General features: G+C 40.9%; 22 protein-coding genes, 1 tRNA gene and 2 pseudogenes. 6 read left to right on the top strand and 19 right to left on the bottom strand.

Features of this window, described 5'->3' with window-relative positions:
• Positions 1-32: 32 nt before the first annotated feature.
• Both NST81_RS11940 and NST81_RS11945 read right to left on the bottom strand, forming a co-directional pair.
• Positions 33-1,019, bottom strand: coding sequence for an ROK family glucokinase (locus NST81_RS11940; RefSeq protein WP_341029967.1), 987 nt, complete (start codon positions 1,017-1,019; stop codon positions 33-35).
• Entirely contained in the window at positions 1,016-1,231 is a 216-nt protein-coding gene (locus tag NST81_RS11945) for a YqgQ family protein (RefSeq protein WP_048623687.1), read from the bottom strand. The genes NST81_RS11940 and NST81_RS11945 overlap by 4 nt, the downstream gene beginning before the upstream one ends.
• A gap of 289 nt (positions 1,232-1,520) precedes the next feature.
• Between NST81_RS11945 and NST81_RS11950 the strand changes: the two genes are divergently transcribed.
• Complete coding sequence (locus NST81_RS11950) at positions 1,521-2,393, top strand: hypothetical protein (protein WP_327796976.1); 873 nt, start codon at positions 1,521-1,523, stop codon at positions 2,391-2,393.
• A gap of 59 nt (positions 2,394-2,452) precedes the next feature.
• On the opposite strand, the gene NST81_RS11955 is transcribed toward NST81_RS11950, so the two are convergent.
• The 8 genes from NST81_RS11955 to NST81_RS11990 form a co-directional block, all read right to left on the bottom strand.
• On the bottom strand, positions 2,453-3,646 hold the full coding sequence (locus NST81_RS11955; RefSeq protein ID WP_053083249.1) for a rhomboid family intramembrane serine protease: 1,194 nt from the start codon (positions 3,644-3,646) through the stop codon (positions 2,453-2,455).
• Positions 3,647-3,755: 109 nt separating this feature from the next.
• On the bottom strand, positions 3,756-3,950 hold the full coding sequence (locus NST81_RS11960; protein ID WP_003355350.1) for a hypothetical protein: 195 nt from the start codon (positions 3,948-3,950) through the stop codon (positions 3,756-3,758).
• 219 nt (positions 3,951-4,169) lie between these two features.
• Complete coding sequence (locus tag NST81_RS11965) at positions 4,170-4,949, bottom strand: DUF92 domain-containing protein (RefSeq protein WP_003355351.1); 780 nt, start codon at positions 4,947-4,949, stop codon at positions 4,170-4,172.
• Complete coding sequence (locus NST81_RS11970) at positions 4,936-5,505, bottom strand: 5-formyltetrahydrofolate cyclo-ligase (protein ID WP_081473110.1); 570 nt, start codon at positions 5,503-5,505, stop codon at positions 4,936-4,938. Before NST81_RS11970 ends, NST81_RS11965 begins: the two co-directional genes overlap by 14 nt.
• A 122-nt stretch (positions 5,506-5,627) precedes the next feature.
• Positions 5,628-5,777: a 50S ribosomal protein L33 gene (gene rpmG, locus NST81_RS11975; protein WP_003355353.1), complete on the bottom strand. Its 150-nt coding sequence runs from the start codon at positions 5,775-5,777 to the stop codon at positions 5,628-5,630.
• Positions 5,778-5,826: 49 nt separating this feature from the next.
• On the bottom strand, positions 5,827-6,423 hold the full coding sequence (locus tag NST81_RS11980) for a hypothetical protein (RefSeq protein WP_341029970.1): 597 nt from the start codon (positions 6,421-6,423) through the stop codon (positions 5,827-5,829).
• Between the two features lie 57 nt (positions 6,424-6,480).
• The gene (locus NST81_RS11985; RefSeq protein WP_048623689.1) at positions 6,481-7,656 is read right to left on the bottom strand and encodes a glycosyltransferase family 4 protein; all 1,176 of its coding nucleotides are present in this window, start codon (positions 7,654-7,656) and stop codon (positions 6,481-6,483) included.
• A gap of 292 nt (positions 7,657-7,948) precedes the next feature.
• Positions 7,949-8,407, bottom strand: coding sequence for a DUF4912 domain-containing protein (locus NST81_RS11990; protein WP_003355358.1), 459 nt, complete (start codon positions 8,405-8,407; stop codon positions 7,949-7,951).
• Positions 8,408-8,843: 436 nt separating this feature from the next.
• On the opposite strand from NST81_RS11990, the gene NST81_RS11995 reads away from it, so the two are divergent.
• Both NST81_RS11995 and NST81_RS12000 read left to right on the top strand, forming a co-directional pair.
• Positions 8,844-9,218 carry a helix-turn-helix domain-containing protein gene (locus tag NST81_RS11995; protein WP_003355360.1) on the top strand — a complete coding sequence of 125 codons (375 nt, stop codon included), beginning with the start codon at positions 8,844-8,846 and terminating at the stop codon, positions 9,216-9,218.
• A 91-nt stretch (positions 9,219-9,309) separates the two neighbouring features.
• Positions 9,310-9,798, top strand: a complete 489-nt coding sequence (locus tag NST81_RS12000) for an endolytic transglycosylase MltG (RefSeq protein WP_048623690.1) — start codon at positions 9,310-9,312, stop codon at positions 9,796-9,798.
• A gap of 801 nt (positions 9,799-10,599) precedes the next feature.
• On the opposite strand, the gene NST81_RS12005 is transcribed toward NST81_RS12000, so the two are convergent.
• The 4 genes and pseudogenes from NST81_RS12005 to NST81_RS12020 form a co-directional block, all read right to left on the bottom strand.
• Positions 10,600-12,750 carry a peptidoglycan D,D-transpeptidase FtsI family protein gene (locus NST81_RS12005; RefSeq protein ID WP_053083272.1) on the bottom strand — a complete coding sequence of 717 codons (2,151 nt, stop codon included), beginning with the start codon at positions 12,748-12,750 and terminating at the stop codon, positions 10,600-10,602.
• A gap of 353 nt (positions 12,751-13,103) precedes the next feature.
• Positions 13,104-14,318: an MFS transporter gene (locus NST81_RS12010; protein ID WP_270584038.1), complete on the bottom strand. Its 1,215-nt coding sequence runs from the start codon at positions 14,316-14,318 to the stop codon at positions 13,104-13,106.
• Positions 14,319-14,506: 188 nt separating this feature from the next.
• Positions 14,507-15,265 (bottom strand): annotated as a pseudogene (locus NST81_RS12015) (IS1182 family transposase); the annotation flags it as partial.
• Positions 15,265-16,626 (bottom strand): IS4 family transposase, encoded by a 1,362-nt coding sequence (locus NST81_RS12020; RefSeq protein ID WP_087960047.1) that lies wholly within the window; start codon positions 16,624-16,626, stop codon positions 15,265-15,267. The pseudogene NST81_RS12015 and the gene NST81_RS12020, both read right to left, overlap by 1 nt.
• 318 nt (positions 16,627-16,944) lie before the next feature.
• Here NST81_RS12020 and NST81_RS12025 point away from each other — a divergent pair, with 318 nt between their 5' ends.
• Positions 16,945-18,060: an IS4 family transposase gene (locus NST81_RS12025; RefSeq protein WP_003352762.1), complete on the top strand. Its 1,116-nt coding sequence runs from the start codon at positions 16,945-16,947 to the stop codon at positions 18,058-18,060.
• Positions 18,061-18,224: 164 nt separating this feature from the next.
• Here NST81_RS12025 and NST81_RS12030 read toward each other — a convergent pair.
• The 4 genes and pseudogenes from NST81_RS12030 to NST81_RS12045 all read right to left on the bottom strand — a co-directional run.
• Positions 18,225-18,812: pseudogene (locus NST81_RS12030) on the bottom strand (transposase); the annotation flags it as partial.
• Positions 18,813-18,934: 122 nt separating this feature from the next.
• On the bottom strand, positions 18,935-19,543 hold the full coding sequence (sodA, locus tag NST81_RS12035) for a superoxide dismutase SodA (RefSeq protein WP_270584037.1): 609 nt from the start codon (positions 19,541-19,543) through the stop codon (positions 18,935-18,937).
• 347 nt (positions 19,544-19,890) lie between these two features.
• Positions 19,891-19,964, bottom strand: a tRNA-Ile gene (locus NST81_RS12040).
• A 51-nt stretch (positions 19,965-20,015) separates the two neighbouring features.
• The gene (locus NST81_RS12045) at positions 20,016-20,498 is read right to left on the bottom strand and encodes a DUF456 domain-containing protein (RefSeq protein ID WP_341029974.1); all 483 of its coding nucleotides are present in this window, start codon (positions 20,496-20,498) and stop codon (positions 20,016-20,018) included.
• A gap of 282 nt (positions 20,499-20,780) precedes the next feature.
• Here NST81_RS12045 and NST81_RS12050 point away from each other — a divergent pair, with 282 nt between their 5' ends.
• Together NST81_RS12050 and ispG are read left to right on the top strand one after the other, a co-directional pair.
• On the top strand, positions 20,781-21,104 hold the full coding sequence (locus NST81_RS12050) for a hypothetical protein (protein WP_327796970.1): 324 nt from the start codon (positions 20,781-20,783) through the stop codon (positions 21,102-21,104).
• Between the two features lie 105 nt (positions 21,105-21,209).
• Positions 21,210-22,304 carry a flavodoxin-dependent (E)-4-hydroxy-3-methylbut-2-enyl-diphosphate synthase gene (gene ispG / locus NST81_RS12055; RefSeq protein WP_390895381.1) on the top strand — a complete coding sequence of 365 codons (1,095 nt, stop codon included), beginning with the start codon at positions 21,210-21,212 and terminating at the stop codon, positions 22,302-22,304.
• A gap of 42 nt (positions 22,305-22,346) precedes the next feature.
• Here ispG and NST81_RS12060 read toward each other — a convergent pair whose 3' ends face one another.
• Complete coding sequence (locus tag NST81_RS12060; RefSeq protein ID WP_053083251.1) at positions 22,347-22,733, bottom strand: DUF4190 domain-containing protein; 387 nt, start codon at positions 22,731-22,733, stop codon at positions 22,347-22,349.
• Positions 22,734-22,840: the final 107 nt, after the last annotated feature.

Raw genomic sequence — 22,840 nt, forward strand, 5'->3', positions numbered from 1 at the left:
ATCCGCTGACCGGAAAGACCGTTTCACAGTGCCTATTGTTCACGGCTGAATTCTTTCTTCACAAGCCAGCCTGCCCCGATTACACCGGCGCTATTCCCAAGTGATGCACGTTCAATCTTTGTGGATTCACCGACAGGCGGGAATGCATACTGTTTAAAATATTTTCGGACAGGGTCCAAAAGAGTGCTTCCGGCATTGGATACACCACCGCCTACCACAATATAGTCCGGATTTAAACTGTTTCCTAAATTGGCAAGTGCAAAGCCCAAATAGAAGGCAACTCCATCCACGATACGTTTTGCCAAATCATCGCCGCCATCAGCCGCTTCAAATACATCTTTTGCACTTATATCTTGATTGGCATTAAATTTTTCTTTTAAAACGGAACCGCTATCCGCTCGCTCCAGCTCCACTTTGGCTAATCGAACGATGCCTGTCGCTGAAGCCACGGTTTCCAAGCATCCTTTTTTTCCGCAATTGCATGAAAATCCGTCTTCGATTTCCACGACGATATGGCCAATTTCTCCGGCGGCACCTTTTGCTCCCCGAACAATATCTCCATTGGCAATGACGCCACCGCCAACCCCTGTGCCTAGAGTGACACAAACAAGATTTGCAGCCCCGTTGCCTGCTCCTTTCCACATTTCCCCCAGAGCAGCACAGTTGGCATCATTTTCAACCACAACAGGCAAACCCGTTTCTTTTTCCAATGCTTGTTTTAGCGGATAATCGTCTTCCCAACCCAGGTTGACGGTTTTATAAATTCGTCCGGTAGAATAATCAATCGGACCGGGTGCGCCGAGTCCAATCCCTAAGAGCCTGTCTTTCGTTTCCTGTTTAGCATGAAGTGTTTCAAAAATCGATTTCGCGATATCCGGAACAATGTTTCGACCTTTAGACGATCGATCCGTTGGGATTGACCAATGATCTAAAATCTCCCCATCCATATTCAAAAAAGCCAGTTTAACCGATGTTCCTCCTAAGTCAACGGCTGCAATCCATTTTTCTTTCGCCATCATCCGCCTAAACCCTCTCTTTTCTCTTTTTCTTTTTGAATTTCATGACGAAGCAGCAAAATGGCGGATTGAAAGTCTTTTGTATCCACTAGCTGCGATTTATACAGTTCCTTTAACTCCATTTCCATCAATTCCAAATCCGCCAGTCTGTCCCCGATATATATAATGGTGCCAAATTGTTTTAAAAGCTGTTGAACATCATAAATCGTTTTCAAAATTCCCCACCAGCTTTCCTTGCGACAACTTTATTCCAAGAATAGTATAGGGGACGATTCCAAAAAGAACAAGAAAAACCGTACAGGGACGACAGTAACCGAAGGAAAACATTAGTATCAGTTTTTCCCAAATTTCCATCTGCCATGTACCAATCATACCTTCCACGACCTAAATAATGATTGGAACAACCGTTGTTTATGTGCGAGACTCGTAAAAATGAAAAGAGAGACATAAAAAAGAAGAATGATCATACATTGTAATGGACAAACAGGAAAGAAGGTATCCGAAGTGATAAAAAAAGGGACATATCTGGGATTGGCCGCCATCCTATGTTCTTTCATTATTTTTTTCATCATTCGCAACATGAATCAAACAGAAGAAAGCATTATGTATTTTCCTCTCCATCCCACTGCAGATTTTCCTTCTGCCTATACGAAGCTTCAATTCAAAACAGGACATGTCAATCAAGCTTACAAAGTTTCCTGGGAAATTCAGTCCTTTCTTTCCCAAAAGGCCTATTTGCGTCAAGATATCAGCCTATTATTTGTTAACGGACGCTTGCGAGGAACTTTAAACAAATGGAAAGAACAAACGCAAAAAATCACGGTCCGCGATGATTACATCGGAAACGGATCCGCTTTCCTACAAGCTATTTCTTTTCACTATGCTGAACTGCATCAGAACCAGAGTGAGATCAAAAGCGCCCAAGAAATGTCTTCGGATCAATTGTTTGTCATTGATTCCGCCGAAACCCCGTTACTTTCTTTTCGGACGCCTGGAAACCCAATCGAAATCAAATGGTCCAAAACTTTAACCGAACATACCAATAAACAATTGGAGAAGATCGCCTCCAGAGCCTATCAAAAATACCATCTACAGCCGAATGCTTTTATCCAAATTCCGTTAACGGACTTAGCCGCCTACAGTCATATGAAACTTCCTAACTTGTCTTTGCCTCAATCGAAGACGATTATCGGCCGTTTATGGGAAGGGCTTTACAAAAATTATTTTCTTGGAATAAAAAAAGAAAATGGCACTATCGAGGATCCTATCGATAGCACCATTCCGCTTATTCTTCTCTCTAAAACAGGAAATGTCCTTTACGTCGTTTTTGAAACGAAAGACGGAGAGATCGTCGCATTAAAACAAATCATCCCTTAATCTTTTATAGTTCCTTTGCCTATCGCTGATATGGGTTTAACCGGCATAATAAACCAAATTTAAGCTATCCGAAAAAATCCGCCATGATATCCTGCCCATAAAAGAAAAACGGTCAGCAGGAAAGAAAGGAGGAAAAACGTCGCCTGAAGGCTCCAGTTGCGTTGACTCGGAACATAGGAAACACCGGCAGCTAAAAATCCGCCGATTAATCCGCCGATATGTCCCGAATTATCTATTCCGGGCACAGTAAACCCGAAAATTAAATTGATGATTATGACCACAATCACGTTCATCCCTATTGTCCGAAAAAACAAACTACGATTTACAAATCCGAAAAATAAAAGAGCGCCGAAACAACCAAATATGGCACCGCTCGCCCCTGCGGACAGATTGGGAGTAAAGACAAAACTGGCAACCGAACCGAGAAAACCGGAAAACAAATAAATCCATAAAAACCGCCATCTTCCGAATATTTTCTCGACCATTGTTCCAAGATAATACAATGCCATCGTATTCATCAGCAAATGCAGAACGCCGATATGAAGAAAAATCGGGGTAAAAAAGCGCCACCACTCCCCATCGAGAATAAGCGGGTTGAACTTAGCGCCAAATCGAATCAACGTATCCGTATTCGTACTCCCGCCGTTTATCTCCAGCAAGAGAAACACGGCGACTTGAACAGCGATAAAAAGGTAGGTGAAAAAAGGGTTGCCATACTCAAGTAAATTTCGATCCTTTTCTTCTTTTTGAACAGCTCCAGTCAAAACAAGCTGTTCAAGGGATCGAACTTCGCTTTCCTCATAAGCATCACGAAAATGCCAGTGTCGAGCTCCATTTTGAAACAGCGTATTCAACTGATCAAATGCTTCTTCTTCATGACCTTGAGCGAACAATATTGGGGTGACGTTTGTTTGAGAAGTCTCGAGCGGAGTATAAGGTGCTTTCAGCAAATGTTCATAATCATCGACCGGTGGGTATTTGGATACATACATACTGACAACATTGAGCCCTCTTCTCATGAAACGCTTGCGGATCTTCTCCCCGTTTGCTGCCGTCAGCTGAATGTCCCTTTGCAGCCAATTGCTCCAGTCAAGTTCATGGCGAAGCAACCGGACAACTGGAGCTCGTTTTATTGCCGTATTTTCCAACCACAACTCCCGGCGGTCATCGGATATTGCCATGAGCCGATAATCTTGTTCCATCAACAAAAAATAAGCAAGGCGCCAAAAAATATAGTCTTCGCGAAAACTCATGAAATCACATTCCTTTGAGCCACTGCGCAAAAAGAGCGCATCTATTATGACTCTACTATAGCGAAGTCACAATCCAATTGTAAAGAATTTTGAAGGATCCATTTTCCATTCATTTATAGCTCGTAACAGGAGTCAGTACACGCATGATTCTGTTTTGGACGCCTGGAATGCGCATGAATAGTTGGACGGCAACCCTTCTAAGAATCATGCTTCCCAGCGCAAGATTGACCAGCCGATAACGATAGCGGTATATAACAACGGCCAGTACTCCGAAGCCGATCCATTTTGTCCAATTTGTTCTCATATTCATCCCTCCTAGGATTAATTTGCGATACATTGGTCGCAATTATTCCGATTGAAGGAATGATTTCCTCATATAAAGAAAAACAGATTGACCAGCGCCATTTCGTGAGCTTATGAATGGAGCTAATTTCAAAAGCCGGCAACAACTTTTCTTCAGCACGCGCTCATTCAAGATTTCAAGGGATAAAATCTCTTAGCGGCAAAGACAAAAAGGAATCATTTAGATCATCATCCATGCCAACAAGCCGCCCAATAAGCTTGAAAGAAAGTTGACGGTTTCATTGTTAAACACAGGATGCCCTTTCTTAAGGATGGTGTTCTTCCCGCAATGAAAACGTTTTTCAGTATGAACCCCGCAATTCGGACATTCATATTCGCTCTGGAAATAAGCACCCAAAAACGTATCGATTACATTTCCGAAAAAGCCTGCTGCGGCGAAACCGATCACGCTTAAAAGGGAGGGCAAATATAGTAAGTATGCAATGACAGCAATCCACGCCGCGCCACCGACAGCCCCCGCTGTTCCCACTAAAGACACCGCACCGGACACACCTTTTTCGACTTGTTTCCATGTTTTTACGGAAATCGGTTTCTTTTTACCGACAATCCCGATTTCTGAAGCCCATGTATCAGCATTGGCCGCAGCAATGGCAGCGATAAAGGCCCAAAGCCATTGTATGTCTCTTTCGAAATGGTAAATGATTAGAAAAAGGACAGCCGGTCCCCCGTTAGCCAATACTTGCTGCCAATCTCGCCTGGATCCTTTCGCCAAACGTTCTTCCGATGGCTCTTTCACTTTCGATTTCCACTTAGACAAGAGGCTTGAAGAGAAAAAGAAAGCACCCAGCACGACGAGCCCTTTCCAATCGGCAGCCCAATAAATCGTCAAACCCGTAATAATGGCCGCGATACCACCTGAAACAGATAAGGCATTTCCATAAACGCCCGCCAAACTAACGAGAACAATCACAGTCATCACGAAACAATCAAATGCTGTCACATTCAATGATCCTTTCTTCCGTGATGATTTTTTGAACAGGAATGTCATGAGATTCCACAGGCAGCTGCGAAACGATTTGACTAGAGAAGGCCAGCGACGCCGTTTGCTTTTTATATAGTTTTAAAAATCGATCATAGTAGCCGCCGCCGAAGCCTAATCGATAGCCATTATTCATAAAAGCAAGGCCCGGTACAAGGAGAAGATCGATATCTGCCGGATCCATTTTTTCCGTTCGTTCCGGATTCGGTTCAAATAACCCGTAATAAACAGTTTCCAACTCCAGAAAAGAAGTTAATGTATGAAACTGGAGCCTTTTTTCATCGGGAAGACATTTAGGAACGGCCACTGTCTTTTTTTGATTCCATGCTTCACGGATCACCTGCCATGTATCCACTTCCGGAGCGATGGAAACCGTTACACCGACGACAGCAGCCTCCTGCCACTCTTTTGTTGAAAACAATGACTTAGAAATACGATAAGAATATTGCTCATATTCTTGTTTAGAAAGAGATGACAACGTATTTTTCATTTTCTTTCTCCATTCCTTCTTGTCCAAAACATCCTCCTCCTTTTAACCGCCTTCGTTCTTCTAATACCTGCCTCTATTAATTATATTAAAAAAACGGAAACAGCCGCAGTCGACATGCACAAAAAAAACAGCAGGGAACAGCCTGCTGTTTACTTTGTTTCGCGGTGCAAAGTAACGCGTTTTTCTCTTGGGCAATATTTTTTAAGCTCAAGACGATCAGCATTGTTACGCTTATTTTTCGTAGAAATATAATTACGATCACCGCATTCCGTACATGCTAAAGTGATGTTTACGCGCATTTTTTTCCCTCCAAACCTCAAAGCAAGTCTCGTTTTCCATACGACTTTTCTATAATATCATCTTTTTTTTCGAAATGCTAGTCTGTTTTTCCCGCAGATCCTTCTTGGAATATTGATTTTCCTCATATTCCTGTTCAAACAGCAAGATGGTTCCTCTACCCGATTCTCCTTCACAAAGGTGAAAGCGAAAGGACAAGATGACAGCATGCCGCCCGAAAACAAAAGGATGATAATGAACGGTTCCGTATGGAAGCTCTTCAAACCACTTCATAAATGTTTTTCGTTCATTAACCGGGTAAACGCTTTTCAGCACCGTTCCATTCGTTGCTTTGGCCGATAACATACATCTCTTTTTTTGTTCAAAACTCCAAACCGTTCCGTCTATGGGCGAAAGATAGCCGATTGTTTGGGATTTTTCAGCCATTGGCGACGTCGCCAATACAAAGATGATTTGAATCTCATTATTTTTCGGAGATTTGCTTTCTATGCGAAAATCAAGCTTTTTTCCGTCATAACCGTTATTTTCTTCGATTTCAAAGAAAATGTCGTTATCTATGTTCGAAAATTTCCGACTATTCACCAAACAATAGCAATGAAAATGAGTGCTACCCATGTCATTTTTTACGAGTCGCTGCTTTTTTTTCATCTCTTCACACCCTATTCTTTATTGTTTTATAAAACGGTCCCCTCGTCTTCGATTCTATTAAACGGTCCATATGGACTCATATAGCTTTTTCGTTTTCTTCGCGGCTTCTTCCCAGCTGTATAAGTGTTTTGCCGTATAATAGCCTTGCTGTGCCAGTTTATCTATCATACTTGGATGATTCAATACAGAGACGATTTCTTTCGTTAAACTTTCGGGATTTCCTGCTTCGAAAAGAATCCCGGAATGCTGGTGCTTGATAAACGTCTCGAGTCCTCCGGTATTGGCGGACACAACCAATTTCTTGGCGGCCATTGCTTCCAAGGCAGCGATGCCAAACGGTTCATAAAGGCTGGGAAAAATCGTAAGCGTACAATGGTTTAATAACGCAATGCGCTCTTCTTCCGTTACATATCCGACAAAATAAACGTTATCTTCCAAACCGCGTTCTTTTACCTGTTGGCGAAACCGTTCCAACAACGGTCCCTTTCCGGCAATGATGAAACAAAGATCAGCCGAGTCCATCATCGGCGCCGCTTCGATGATAGTCTGAAATCCTTTTTCCCATACCATTCTTCCAATTGAAAAGAAATACGTCTTGTCTTTCAGCCATTGAAAGCGTCCACTCAAACACGAAGATGACCATTCTTTATCTTTTTCTGTATCGATGCCGTTGGCAATAACGGATAACGGCGGGTGGTGAGTCAAGATTTGTTGGACTTCTTTTTTCATTGGTGCGCTGCAGACAATCAAGCGGTCGCTCTGCAGCATCAATTCGCATTCCTTTTCATGAATGATTCGCTGTATATCGGACATCCTGTTTCCGCTTCGACCATATTCAGTGGAATGAACCGTTGTGATAAGAGGAAGACCAAAAATTCGTTTGCACGAAAGCGCTGCGCCTGCTACCAGCCAATCATGGGCATGGATGAGATGTATTTCATGATGGGCGAGAATGTCTCCTGCCTTGCGAATCATACAACTATTTAAATCGGCGACCCACTTCAGAAATTGGGGTTCATTTGGATGAAGGGGACCTGATCGGTAAATATGGATGCCGTTTTTTCGTTCATATACGGGCATTCCCTCGCTTTCAGCAGTGATGAGATGAATCTCAACACCTTCGTCTGAAAGCGCCAATGACAACCCCTCCACATGTCTCGCAAGCCCTCCTGCCAAATGCGGAGGAAACTCCCATGAAAACATCAAAACAGCAAGTCGGCAAGAGTCGGTCACAGCTGCAAAACTCCCGGCAAGAAAATGGGCGAAACATTTTTCCAAAAATGACAAAGGACAATGATTAGAAATTCATTTCCTTCCCGTTTTTCCCTTCTCATCATAAATTCGTATCTCCTTCATATACTTTCGTGAAAGCTTTTGTTTTCCGGATGTCGATTCTTCTGCTCTGTTTATTTCGAGGACCATTTTTCCGATGAATCGGGAAGATTAAGGAGGTTATTCGCAGAGCCCTTTTTTGTATTGCAATAAAAGCTTCCCTTATTTTGTCAATAAAGCAAAAGCACCTCCATTATTCATAATAAGAATAGGTGCTTATATGTCCGCGCCATTTAGGTCGTTGTCTATCCTCGCTGATCACCCCATCTGAAAGTTTTTCAGCCCCTGTTTCGGCACTAGGACAATGAATTTCATTAGAACGAAGAAGAGGAAAAAATTCATGGGTAATGGTCCAAAACCCCAATTCAAAAATGTAAGAATGTCCTGATTGCAATCCTTTTATGATCCAATAATGATGATCTTTCGCTATTTTAAATGTTTGGGCACTACAAGCATTATTGCCATCGAAACAAATACCCGTTATGTCATACAGCCGCAAATCCCAAATATGTTCGTTAGCTGGTTTTTGATAAAATTCCATCACGGCCGCAACAAATCGCTCATCTATGATCCATGAGCATAGCGCTTTTTGAAACGGAAGAAGAGCCGCCGATAATTCATTCACAAATGGCTTCCAAGTTGTTTGCACCATTTCATCTGCCCTCTCTTGCTTCTTTTTGGTCCTCCGTTGCCATTTCTCGCATTCAGTATATTTTTCGTTATCTTCATGGTATCACCCCTGCCGCTTTTCCACAATAAACGCATTTTGTCAAAATTTGCCGCACCGCTTGTTATCCATTCTGATCGACTGATTTTTTCAAAATAAATTAAGAAAACTCTTTTCTCTGCATAGACCCACCACTTATGGATCATGACGATTCTTTGCACAGGCCCCTTTGCTCTCATCTACCATTCCCTATCGACTCTTTCCCTTTATACACAGATTAAGAGTCCACCAATGTGTTTTCAGGCACCTTTTTTAAATTTCCCTTCGTTTATTAGATACTCTTATTCTACAATGATGTATGGAAGAATTTTGCGGAATATGCTATAACTAACAGTATCTATATCGATTTGGGGTGAAAAGTATGTATGGATTTATCTTGGGATTATTAGCCGCATCGCTCCTTTTATTCATTCTATCTTTCTTCATGAAAAGTCGTTTCAAAACGATGGAACAGCAGCTAGAAGAAATATCGCTTCAATTCCTTCAAGAAAATTACCAGGTGAAAAAGAAGCTGAAAGTTTTAGAAGAGGAACTTTTAATGGGAGATCCCTATTCCGAAGAGAAAAATTCCCGTCAAAAAGTGAACGAAATCATTCGCAATCAAGTGATATCCTTATATTTCCAAGGAAAGAGCATGGATCAAATCGCCAAACAATCTTCCCTTTCTCTCAGCCAAGTCAAACAAATTTTAAAACCCTATCAAAGCAATGAATATAAGAAGGACATGATTTTTTGATGACGGGATGCAAAGAATCCGGATGATTGGAAACGGATTCTGAAAATAAAAAATCGAAAACCCGCAAGACAATAAAAAGCGAGGAATGGAAATGAGCAGAGAAACAGTACGTGCATTCGCTTTTGGATTGCTTTCAGCAGCATTGGCCTTATTTTTATTTGTACAGTTTTTTTATCGACCTGAAGCCAGTATGAGCACTCAAGAGATGATACACGCATTGAAAAAACAGGGGTACACGGTTTCTTCCCCGAAAGAGTCAAGTAATCAGCCGATAAATCGAAAATCATATAGCTCGAAGCGCGAAAAACTGCAGGCGGATACATCTCGCAAGACGAAGAATGAGTCATCTAAAGAAACGAACAATGCCAATCGTTCGTTCCGGTTAACGATATCGCCTGGAACGACGCCAGATCAAATCGCCCAACGTTTGGAACAAGAAAAAATCATCAATAGCGCCAGTCAATTTAGTGAGTACATGAACCAAAACGGCTTTTCCAAAAAACTGCAAATCGGTACGTATTCATTAAACTCGCAAATGACGATGGAGGATATTGCCAACACCATTACAAAGTCAAAATAATCGATTTTAGCCATCAAGTGTTTTTCCGATTTCGATATGATAGACCATATTGTACATAAGAGAAGCTAAGAAAAGAGCTTCTCTCACGCAATCCCATTATGGTTTTGATAATCGAGTAGGAGGGAGCGATTAACTCCCGTCCTCTCACACCACCGTACGTACGGTTCCGTATACGGCGGTTCAATTAAGATAATTGACGCAAGTCTTTATAACTTCCGTGAATAGCTGTTCTCTTTATGCCAGTGGTCACTCCACCCTCCAAGAGGTCTCCCACGGGATTCACCGCTTCCTCCCTCAAGTGAGGTACTACGTTTTCTGTGTTCATCATGACTCACTGAATACCAAGGGCTATTCTCTCTTAATTGTTCGGTCCTTCTTAGTTGTTCTAGACCAACTAATACTATGACCTCTGCTGACTTCTGACGGTTCAGCTACTTATCACTAAGTAGGTTATGAAGAGTACTTCACATATCCGCCAGACCTCCCCGGGTAAGTACATGCACTTTCACACCATCTATCCGCCTCATTTACTCGATATGACCTTCGACAGAAAGAGCTTTGTTTTGTTATGCAAACTCACTCAATCATACCTAGCCTTATATGAGGTTCGTGTTCCTCGGACCGGTGTTTTGCCTCCAGCTTCCTTCAGATTCCGCGTCACCACGGACACCCTTGCTCTTGGCTAACCTCTACTTCTGTCTTCGGGGTTCGGGACTTACACCCTATAGTTCATGTACATGCCGGGCGCACATAAAAAGGCCGAGACGAACATCTCAACTGTTCGTTTCGGCCCTTTTTCGATTATCCTTGGCTATTATCTGAATCGGAGCTTTTGCTCTTCGACTTATCGTTGGATTGGTTGTCCTGTTTTGGCATTTCGTCCACGACGACGTCGGATGTTTGTTTTTGCGCACGTTCTTTCTTTAGTTCGAAATATTTGTCCAAAATTCGACGACCAATACGATAGTTGATTTGCGAGCTTCCGTTTCCTTCATAGACCCACGGCACAACGACGGCAAACGCAACTTCCGGATTGTCATAAGGAGCATAACCAACAAGCGTCAAATTCCAAACCATCGGCAGCTGTTGACCTCTTTTCAAAAATTCTTCGCTTTTTGGTCCATCATATACCCCTTCTGCCGTCCCTGTTTTCCCGGCCGGTTTGTAAGGCGCATCATGAAAAGCGCTGTAAGCCGTTCCCTGCGGATCCTGCATGACTTCTCTAAAGCCCTCTTGTACATGTTGAATCCAAGAGGTTTTAGCATCGATTCTGTTCAGCACCTTTGGTTCAACCGTTTTGATGACCGGACCAATCTTTTTGGAATCTGATACTGGTTCGCGAATTTCTTTTACGATGTGCGGCTCCATTCGATAGCCGCCGTTGGCAATGGTTGAAACATATTGTGCCATTTGCAGAGGCGTATACGTATCAAATTGCCCGATCGCAAGGTCCAAAAGCAAACCAGGACGACCTGGATCGATCTTTCCTTTATAGCCGACTTGTTCATTCGGCAAATCGATACCCGTAGGCACACCTAAGCCAAATTGAGCGTAATGGCTTCTCATGACATTAAAGGCATTCATATCAATCTGAAGGCTTTGATTCGGACGATAGGTTCCTTTTCCGATGGCAATGGCCGTTTTAAACATATAAACGTTTGAAGACCGCTTAAGAGCATATAAATCATTAATGGACATGGCGCCGGTGCGGTTAAACCATGAGCTCTTAGGGGGGGTTCCTCTAAATTTTAAAGGTTCATCCACGAGATACTGTCCCGGATGAATCGCACCAGTCATATACCCTGTTAATAATGTGGCTCCTTTGACAGCTGACCCCATAGCATAGGAAGTCGTCATATTGCCAAGGGCAAAATCCACAAGCTCAGGTTTACCGGTTTTTTTGTCGATTTCGTATTTTTTCCCGGCCATGGCCAAAATTTCACCGGTATGCGGATCCATCATTGTGACAAAAGCCCGGTCCAAATATCGTCTTCCCGGAATTTCTCTTAACAGTTCTTGGGAAATGATCTCATCCACCGCTTTTTGCAAATCCATATCGATCGTCAGAACAAGATCATCTCCCCGCTTCCCTTTGCTGACAACTTGGGAATCAAGGATGTTGCCGTCTTTGTCTGTTATATTTTTAATTTTTGTTTTTTGTCCGCGCAAAACGTCTTCATACTGATATTCTATGTAGCTTTTGCCAACACGGTCATTACGGCTGTAATCTTTTGATAAATAATAATCAAGCATATCTTGAGGAAGCCCTTCATTAGAAGACGAAATTTTCCCAAGCACAGACTTTAACGTTTCCCCATAAGCGTAGGAACGGTCCCAGTCAACGGTTGTATCCACACCCGGAAGAGAATCGAGATTCTCGTTAACCAAAGCATATTCCTTCGGTGTCACTCCGTTGTTTTTCACAATCTGCGGCGTCATCGCATATCCAGAATTAAATTTACTATAAATCGCCAATACCTCTAAGTCATGTTTTGTCAAGGAAGCTAAATCCTTTTTGGTGACTCTCTTCAGCTGCAATTGATATAATTGATCGTCAGACAATTGATTGTCTTTATATTTTTTCCATTCTTCTTTCGTAATCTTCTGTTTCGCCTCTTTCGGATGAGTCATGATCCAATAATCTTTTTTATCTCTTTCGGTGACTTTATCCGTATCCATGTGAATCAAAGCAGCCAATTTTTTGGCCGTTTTCAGCATTTCTTTAGGACCGGCATTTTTCGATCTTGTATACGTAATGGCGTATTTGGAGCGGTTTTCCACCACCGGTTGACCATTTCGATCATAGATGATGCCGCGAGGAACGCTTGTATTGGCCGTCACATTCTCCGTGCGTTCAATCTTCCTTTCGTAGTCCTCCCCTTGAACGATTTGTACAACCCCTAACCTAAAAATTAAAATAGAAAACAACACAAAGACAATAAAAAACAACATGTTCACCCGAAACGGTACATGCGTTCTTTTTGCTCTCTTTGCTTTTTTCAATGGGAACAATCCTCTCTTTACAATAACTCTTTTCTCTTTATCATTTTAAACAAAACCAAGCCATTTTTCTATAAAAAAGAGCATGTAAAATGATAGATGATTTTCTTTTAAAACATGGAAAAATCGAATATTAAAACGGAATACGCCCATTTTGGTGAGTACATCTACATCTATTTATATTATGTATGGTGTATTATAAATCAAGATATCGTAATTGGATCAGATCCCTCCTTTTCATGGACTTATTTATTGTATTTTCCATGATGAAAATGGAAGGATCCGTTCTTTAGTAAGAGCACTGGCTATTCGATGCGAATGTTTCGAATACAAAAATAAATCAGCGTATGACCAGCTCCAACGATTAACAACAAGATCGGAATGCTTTTTTGTTCAGGAAAAAAATGAATGGCGAATATAAAGCATAAAACCGAAAAAATACGGCCGGCATTGTTAAACAATTCTCTCACCACAATATACTCGACCCGCATTTCACTTGCTTTCCAAGAACGGCCGATCACATCATAAGTAATCGAAATATACGGAACAAGTAGAAAGGGATACGCGATGGCAATCATGCTTGCATAAATCAAAAGTTTCGGGAAAGTGGGATGAAACACAATCAAAAAAAGGGACAAGTATAGGACCACACCTGCAGCCAGTATCACTGGCTTCCGAAATTCCTGTTTGATCAGACGCGAAGCTAAAGAATAGCCAATAAAAGAAATTCCTGAGTTCACCAACCCATAGGTACCTAACGAAAATTCACTTCCCGTCGAAATAAAGACGAAAACGGAAATAACAAATACGAACACTCCTTCCCGCAAACCTTGGAAAAAATGAGCAATCGTAATTCGGTTCCAATTCTGATTCGTTTTCCTCTCCTTCCATATCCTTTTCAAAAAATATTGACCATGCGCCGGCCTTCTTTTCAGCATAAGACTTAAAAGAACAGCGATCGTAAATAAACCGAGCGACACGGCAAAGATAATGGAATACCCGACAAACGACTCAAACCGTGAAATAATGGATCCGGCTAAAACGGGACCGACCATCCCTCCGGCTGAACTTAACGTTCCGAGAAATCCGTTAAAAAAATCACGGGTTTCTGGTTCCGTAATCTCAAACGTTAAGACATTGTACGCCAGCCAATAAAAACCATATCCCACTCCCAGCAAAGCGCCGAGAATAGCTAAAAATTCATGGGCCCGTTCGCCAAAAAAAAGGACAGATAAATAAAAAAGGGCCAAGAAACTGACTCCCATACGCAAAACCATGATTCGATCGACTTTTTTGGCCCATTTCCCGGCGAGAATAAACGTTAATGGCTGAAAGATGACCACCATTAAATTATAAATCGCCAAATCCATAAACTTTCCGGACTGTTTCCATAAATAAATGTTTACAAATGTGTTGGAAAGCGCCACGCTTAAAGAATAGCATCCGCCGATCGTTAATAAAATCAGCAATTCTTTTGTTAATTCTACATCTCCAAACCATTTTTTGTATTGTTTGTTCATAAAAAACTCCCCTTTGTCTCTCTCCTATCTTTTGAAACAAAGGGGGCTCTTATACAAGAAAAGGCGAATCCCTTTGAAAGGATTCGCCTCAGAGTGTAGACAAAAGGCATCCGAATGTGCGCTTTCGGATGCCTTTTGTCACTTTTATGCTTTCAAATGTTTGGAATAGACCCCTCCAGGGGTCTATTTTATGTTATTGCTGGACTTTTCCATGTCCAGCAAGCCATCTTTTTCAAATTCATTGCAGCAAAAGTTAGCATCGCCTGCATGGACAATTTTTTTAGACCTCTTAAGGTTGTCCAACGCATACCATGCTTTTCCTTTGCATCAGCAAAAACACGTTCAATGGTTTCTTTCCGTCTTGCATAAATGCTCTTATTCTCTTGTGTATGCCGAAGATGATCAGCTTCCTCTAAATAAAATTCCCATACATGTCGCTGAATTAGTTTTTTATGCTCCTTACTTTGGGTGCACTTCGAAAGGAATGGACAATCTTTACACTGGACTGGATCAGAAAAATATTGACGATAGCCTTCCTTCGTCGTAGTTGCATATTTTAACACTTGTCCTTGCGGACAAAGATAACAATCGTAGTATTCATCGTAAACATACTCATGTTTTTTGAAATAACCATCCTTTGTACGAGGGCGAGTATAAGGTAAAGCAGGGGTCATATCATTTTCAAATATGTATTGGGCAACGGCGGGAGTTTTATATCCAGCGTCAGCAGCAACTACAACCGGTTTTCCATGTTTTTTGATGACTTTTTCAAGAAGTGGCTCCAATACGGAACTGTCATGAATATTCCCTGGCGTTACAATAGCCCCCAAAACAAAGCCATTTCGATCCGCAGCAGCATGGAATGAGTAAGCAAACTGTTTTGTTCGCTCGTCTTTTACGTAGTAACCACTTTCCGGATCAGTGGTACTTTCTTTTATTTCTTTACTCAACTTTCGCACACAGAAATATTTAAGCATTGCTTGATATAATTAGGTATAGTGGCCAACCATTTATTCATTTGATTTTTAAAGATGTCCATGTTCAAAGAAACCTCGGCTTCCGCCAAAGTTTGGAAAAGGTCAATAAGTGATTGAAGGGCAGTAATAAAATCTATGTCTTTTACATCTTCGCAAAGGATGTAAAAAAGGTTGCCAATCGTCTTAGGATCCTCCTCTTTTCGCATTTGCCAAGCAATGAGAATATATCGTGTAAAAACAATGGTTGTATGGCTAATTAACATGTCGTAGGAACGTCCCTGGAATTCTTTCTCTAAATTTAAAAGGGATTTATTGCATTTGAAGAAGACTTCAATGTCCCAACGCATGCCGTAAATACGAATGATCTCTTCATTTTCTAATGTTGTATCTGTGCTGAGAATGGCAAGCCATTCGCTCCGTTTATTACGGTTTCGTACAAATAGAATTTTTACTGGAATTCCATTGTCTAAAGTAGCATAAACGGATCCGCGAATGTCTTTTTTACCCATGTGAGGTTTTGCCAATTTGTAAAGTTGATTCAGTGTGAAACGTTCACCATTGTAAACGTATCGCTGCTTTAATTGCTTCACCAAGCCAATGACAAATAACCCTTTGTTCGTAATCTTCTCAATTAAAGGCGCTTGTGTAAACCAGGAATCCATGAGAACATAGTCAGCTATAATCCCTTTTTCAAGCGCATGATCAAGTAAAGCTGAAGCCACGTCCGGTTTTGATTTCAGAGCTTCCTGGCGACGCTTATAGCCAGATGTTCGTTTATCAATATTGGTATTGATTTCTTGCAGGCGATTTTCCTTTTTCGGTGAACTTAGAAGAGCAAAATCAACGGGAATAAAAGTAAAACTATCGGTCCAGCCAAGGGTAAGCATTTGAAACCCTTTCAAGTACTGATGGGTAGAGTGATCAAAAACCTTAGCCAACAGTTCAACCGACTTACTACGGTTTCTTGAAAAGACAGAATCATCAATCACAAAAGCTGTGACACGATCTTTTGAAGTTAATGGTTGAAGCAGACGGATCATTTCACTGCTTAATGAAAGCAGAAACTTTCTCCAATGATAGGTTGGTGTATTTAAAAAGCGATAGACTGTATCCTTTCCGGGCAGATCCTGAGATCGTTTACTCATAAAAGCACGAAACCAGTTCTTATATTGGAAGACTAAAAGAAAAATCAGTTTGAAAACAGTAAGACAAGAATACCCGGAAAGTTTCGTAATATTCGCTTTTCTTAAATGATATCCAATATTTAATTCGGAAAATCCTTGTTTAATTTCTTTTGGTAATTGCGCAAAGTAGTCTTTATTCGTTATCATAGTGGTGACACCTTTCTTTTGGATTTGGTTTCGTCACCAATATTTTACCAAAAGAATAGGTGTCTTTCTTTATGTTTTAAAAAATGTCAAATGATAATTTTGTACTTCCCAAAACCATTTACATCAAGCATTTAAACAAGATTTTGGACTGCGAAAGCTGAGTTTCTTTATATTCTTCCACTAGCATTGCAGTAATTAAATCTGATGATTCAAAATACTAAGAATGTTCAATTTTTTATTGATTTCGAAACAAAAAAATCCTTTACAATGGAAGTACAGGTGGTTCCTGCCCAAATCCAATCGTAAAGGATAACCATTATGGACAAGAATACACTAATTTCATCATTTGGTAAATGGGTTTCACCCATAAATATTCAAAAACTTAGCGAACAAGTCAAAGAATTGAAACAGGACTATTACACAAAAAAGCTGACAACAGAAGCCTATATTAAACTTTTATTGGTAGCCCAGCTGCTCGAATTTAAGAGCTTAGAGGAAATGAGTGATGCACTTGTAGACGAAGATCTTCAAAAAGCACTCGGATTTGAATCGATAAGTGCCTCTCAGCTATCCCGAAAAAACAATCAGATCCACCCACTAATTCTTGCAAATTTGTTCTTGGATCTTGTTTGGAAAATTCAACGGTACCATTATAAAAACGGAAAGAATATGCCACTGAAAATCATTGATTCAAGTACACTCCCGTTGAACTTGACCCATTATAAATGGGCAAAATTCCGGAAAACAAAAGCTGGTGTAAAGCTACACTTACGGCTCGTTTTCATGGATAAAGACACCGTCTATCCTGAAAAAGCAGTGATTACGACAGCAAAAGAACATGACCGAAATCAACTCGAAGTCCTAGTGGATGATCAAGAAGCCATGTATGTGTTTGACCGCGGTTATGTGGACTATGAACGTTTTGATCGGATGACAGATGATGGCTATTTCTTCGTTTCAAGACTGAAGAAAAACGCAGTCATTCGTGAAGTCTATACATTTTCACTTCCTGATGATTGTCACGTTCTATCCGATAAAATGGTCTACATTGGTACCACACAAAATCGTACTGAAAATGTCTTTCGTCTACTAGAAGTTATGGACACAAAAGGGAACTTACTTCGTTTCATCACCAACCGATTTGATTTAAAACCAGAAGAGATAAGTGATATTTACCGATCTCGCTGGGCTATTGAACTCTTTTTCAAATGGCTCAAGCAACACGTAGAAATTAAGCACTTTTATGGAATGAGTGAAACAGCTATTCAAAATCAAATTTTCTTAGCCCTGATCACGTATTGCTTACATGTTCTCATTCAATTGGAGATGAAAAGTAAGAAATCCCTACTTCGAATTACTCGTTGGTTAAAGAGAGCTCTGTGGAAACCAGCTTATGTTTGGTTGCGAAAATTTGATGGGCGAGCCAGTCCATAATCTCCCTTTTGTCGTTGTCGCTCTGGTTTAACTGTATATATTTACCAAATGGGCAGTGCCACCTTTCTTTAGGTTTTGTCTTTTTGGCACAAATTCACAAAAAATAATTAACAGAAAATTCTAACTATATTTATGCAATGCTAATGATATTCTTCTTTCCCAAATTTATCTGGAGGAAATGGCTTTTTTCCATGTGCTTCTCGATCAGCATTTATCTCATCTTGTAGACGTGCTTGATAGGCTTTCGTTTCTTTTCGAACCACTTTCTTCACAAATTTATGCTTATTCGCACTCGCTTTGACATGAGTAGAATCAATAAAGACATGCTCACTGCTTATCAGCTTCTTATCTGCAGCTTCTTTCAAAATGCGATAGAATATCTGTTCAAATAAGTCTGTATCCTTAAAGCGTCGCTCGTAGTTTTTCCCAAACGTTGAAAAGTGAGGTACCTTATCATAAAAACCAAATCCAAGAAACCAACGGTAAGCCAGATTCGTTTCGATTTCCTCTATAGTTTTTCGCATGGAACGAATACCGAAGGTATATTGGATGAAAGCCATTTTAATCAATACAACTGGATCAATACTTGGTCGACCTCTTTCCGATGAATACATGTCTTGAACAAGCGAATAGATAAATGAAAAATCAATAGCAGCGTCGATTTTACGAACCAAATGATCTGCAGGTACAAGTTGGTCTAAAGCTATCATTTCTATTTGATCACGATTCATCTGTGTATTTTTTGTTAGCACTTCATCCACCTCAATTCATTACGGTATCTTAATTATACAAAAAAAGACTGTCGGCAAATCCGGTTTTTTCGGATTTGTCGACAGTCTGAGGCGAATCCCTTTGAAAGGATTCGCCTTTGTCATTATTTTGCAGCGCTGTAGCGTTTTGCTACTTCATCCCAGTTGACTACATTCCAGAATGCTTGGATATAGTCTGGACGACGGTTTTGATAATTCAAATAATAAGCATGTTCCCAAACGTCTAATCCTAAAATAGGAGTTTTACCTTCCATTAATGGAGAATCTTGGTTTGGTGTGCTCGTTACTTCTAATTCACCGTTGTTCACTACGAGCCAAGCCCAGCCGGAACCAAAACGGTTTGCTGCTGCAGCAGAAAATTCTTCTTTAAATTTCTCAAAGCTTCCAAATTTTTGGTTGATAGCATCTGCCAATTCGCCTGAAGGAGCACCGCCGCCGTTTGGAGAAAGAATCGTCCAGAAAAGAGAATGGTTAGCATGTCCACCGCCGTTATTGCGAACAGCCGTACGTACATTTTCTGGAACGGCATCTAGGTTAGAAATCACTTCTTCAACAGATTTGTTGAGAAGTTCATCATTTCCTTTCAATGCATCGTTTAATTTTGTCACGTAAGTGTTATGGTGTTTCGTATGATGAATTTCCATTGTTTTCGCGTCAATGTGTGGTTCTAAAGCGTCATAAGCATAAGGCAATTTTGGAAGTTCAAAAGCCATGATTAATTCCTCCCTATGTAATCCATTTTTAAATTTTGAATCATGTGATTCAACCGTTTCCAATTATTACATTACCAAAGATAGTGTGGACTTTCAATTTTTTTGCTTTTGTTTGCATAAAATTTGTGTTGGCCATTACCCATAAAAAATATGGCAAGCACTTGCCAAAATGGAATGTACCCGCCCCCTATTTGTCCTTTTTCCTTTTCATCTAAGCTGGATTGTTTTGTTGAAATTCTTTCTTCGCGAAAGGACCAATGATAGGATTCCCAATACTCGCCTGAATTAAAACTGCGATTTTTTTTGACAAAAAAAACCGCAACGATCTTGCGGCTAAACAAAGTCTATGGACCCTGCAGGACTCGAACCTGCGACCGGACGGTTATGAGCCGTCTGCTCTAACCAGCTGAGCTAAGGGTCCTCCTCATTTCACCCACAATATAACACCCTGATGATCGATCTGTCAATGACATCAATGAATCTGCCAGAAGAAATACACGATCATGGCGATCTGAATGATACCTTTTGTCAATACGGACGCAAAAAAGGCCACAACAGAACCAAGAGCAATTCTCACCGCTTGAGAAAAAGAAGTCCGATGAAATACCCATTCTCCAATCAACGCGCCAAGAAACGGTCCGATCACGATACCGAAAACCGGAATGACAAAAGGCCCGAGAATAAGCCCAATTGTGCTTCCCCAAATTCCTGCTTTGGAACCGCCAACCTTTTGGACCCCGAAGTAATTGACCATATAATCTGAAAGAAACAGCAAAACGACCCAAATCCCTTGAACCGTCCAAAATACCCAGCTAAACGGTTCAAATGAAAAAAACAGTCCATACAGCAAGAAAGCGCCCATCAAAAATAGCACTCCTGGTATGACCGGATAAATGAGTCCGATAAAGGCAATGATGATGCAAATCCATATAAGGATCCAAAAAAGAATCGACAAAAAAGTCTCCTCCCTTTTTTTGCTTTCGATCATTCTCATTTGAGGTCTTTACAGAAAGTTTTATGCCCCCAATAAAACATACATGAGAGAAAGATCATTATGCTTTATTTATTGTAGCGGAAAACGACGATACTTCAAAACCTTTTCACCGATCAACAAAAAAAACACGCACATTTTAAAGAGAAAACATAAAGAAAATATTCGTGGTTTCAGAAAAACATTCTTTCTATCCCTTCATAAAAAGAACAAAGCGGTCATAAGGTATACTACGGAGGGACAAATATGAAAAGATTAGGAATGTTACTCGCTCTTGTTGTCGTCATTATAGCCATAGGATATGATCTAAAAATTGGAACTCTTCCGTCAAACCAACCAAAAACCAGCCCATTTTCATTATCAGCACCTGCCGCCCATTCATCCATTCCTTATAAGGAAATCAAAATCCACTCGGGAGATACGGTTCTGTCGGTCGCTGAACGAATTCAACAGGGAACTTTGCCGGTATCGATTGACGAAGTCATCCATGACTTCGAAACATTAAACAACGGTCTGAAACCGGAGGACATTATGGTTGGAAGAACGTATAAATTCCCCGTATATGAGTGAACTTAAGTTTATTTATTGCTATTTCAACAAAGACTGGTACAATTATTTAATGAAAAGAGCTTATTAATTTAATGATATCAAAAGGAGAGAATCCACTTGGGTGAAATTATACATCGTTCAAAAACGCGGCCGGTAAAAGTGGGAAATTTAACGATTGGCGGTAGCAATGAATTGATTATTCAAAGCATGACCACCACGAAAACGCATGATGTAGAAGCGACAGTACGGCAAATTCATCAATTGGAAGAAGCCGGCTGCCAAATTGTTCGTGTTGCATGTCCGGATGAACGAGCAGCAAATGCGATCCCCGAGATAAAGAAAAGAATCCATATCCCATTAGTAGCGGATATTCATTTTGACTATAGATTAGCTTTAAAAGCCATTGAAGGCGGAGCAGACAAGATTCGGATTAATCCCGGCAATATCGGGAAACGGGAAAAAGTAGAAGCGGTTGTCAAAGCAGCCAAAGAAAGAGGGATCCCGATCCGAATCGGCGTCAACGCAGGAAGTCTTGAGAAAAAAATTCTTGAAAAGTACGGATATCCGACCGCTGATGGAATGGTGGAAAGTGCACTGCACCATATTCGCATTTTAGAAGACCTCGACTTTCACGATATCATCGTGTCTTTAAAAGCTTCTGATGTCAATTTAGCGATCGAAGCATATGAAAAGGCTGCAAGAACTTTTGATTATCCGCTTCACCTAGGAATTACGGAATCCGGAACACTTTTTGCCGGCACCGTCAAAAGCGCAGCTGGATTAGGAGCCATTCTTAGCAAAGGCATCGGAAACACCTTGCGTGTTTCTTTAAGCGCCGATCCTGTTGAAGAAGTAAAGGTTGCCCGGGAATTATTAAAAGTATTTGGTCTTTCTTCCAATGCGGCGACATTAATTTCCTGCCCGACATGCGGCCGAATTGAAATTGATTTAATCAGCATTGCAAACGAAATCGAGGAATATATCCAAAAAATTAAAGCCCCGATTAAAGTGGCCGTTCTTGGATGCGCCGTCAATGGTCCTGGTGAAGCAAGAGAAGCAGATATAGGCATCGCGGGAGCACGCGGTGAAGGACTGCTGTTCCGAAAAGGAAAAATCGTGCGAAAAGTACCTGAAGAAACAATGGTTGAAGAGTTGAAAAAAGAAATCGATGCCATTGCAGAAGAATATTATCAAAAACAAAAGCAAGAACAAAATGCATAAAAAGAGGCCGGCTTAAGCCAGCCTCTTTTTTTCTGTAAAATGCTAAAAGAACGGAAGGACAAAAAGTCCCATCACGACTGCAACAGCTCCAATGCCGATCGCCCATATTCCAAGCGACCCAGCCCCTCTTCTTCTGGCCATGAAACCGACGATGATGCCGGCAACGCCAAATAAAATAGGCATAGTAAACAGAGAAATAATGGAAAGCACCAGCGCGGCGATGCCGATATAACTTCCGGAGTTTTCCTCATCGCCATCCCGTTCACGTTCACGAACTGTATGATCCTCTCGATCATCTATTACAGGTGCGGCAATTTCTGCAGCCGTTTCCTCTTTATGATCCGTGTTTTTATATTCGTTTTCTTCTGTACCTTGTTTTTCTTCGTCCAATGCAATCCCCCGCTTTTCATACGGAATATGGATGCTCATTTGAGGTTCCATGTTACAGGAACATTTATAATATTACCGAACAGGCATCTCATTACTTCCGTGAATGGTTGGTGCTTTTGGTAAAAAACTTGAAGGAAAGACATTTT

The sequence above is a fragment of the Bacillus sp. FSL W8-0223 genome, assembly GCF_038006805.1.
Lineage (GTDB): Bacteria > Bacillota > Bacilli > Bacillales > DSM-4216 > Bacillus_O > Bacillus_O smithii.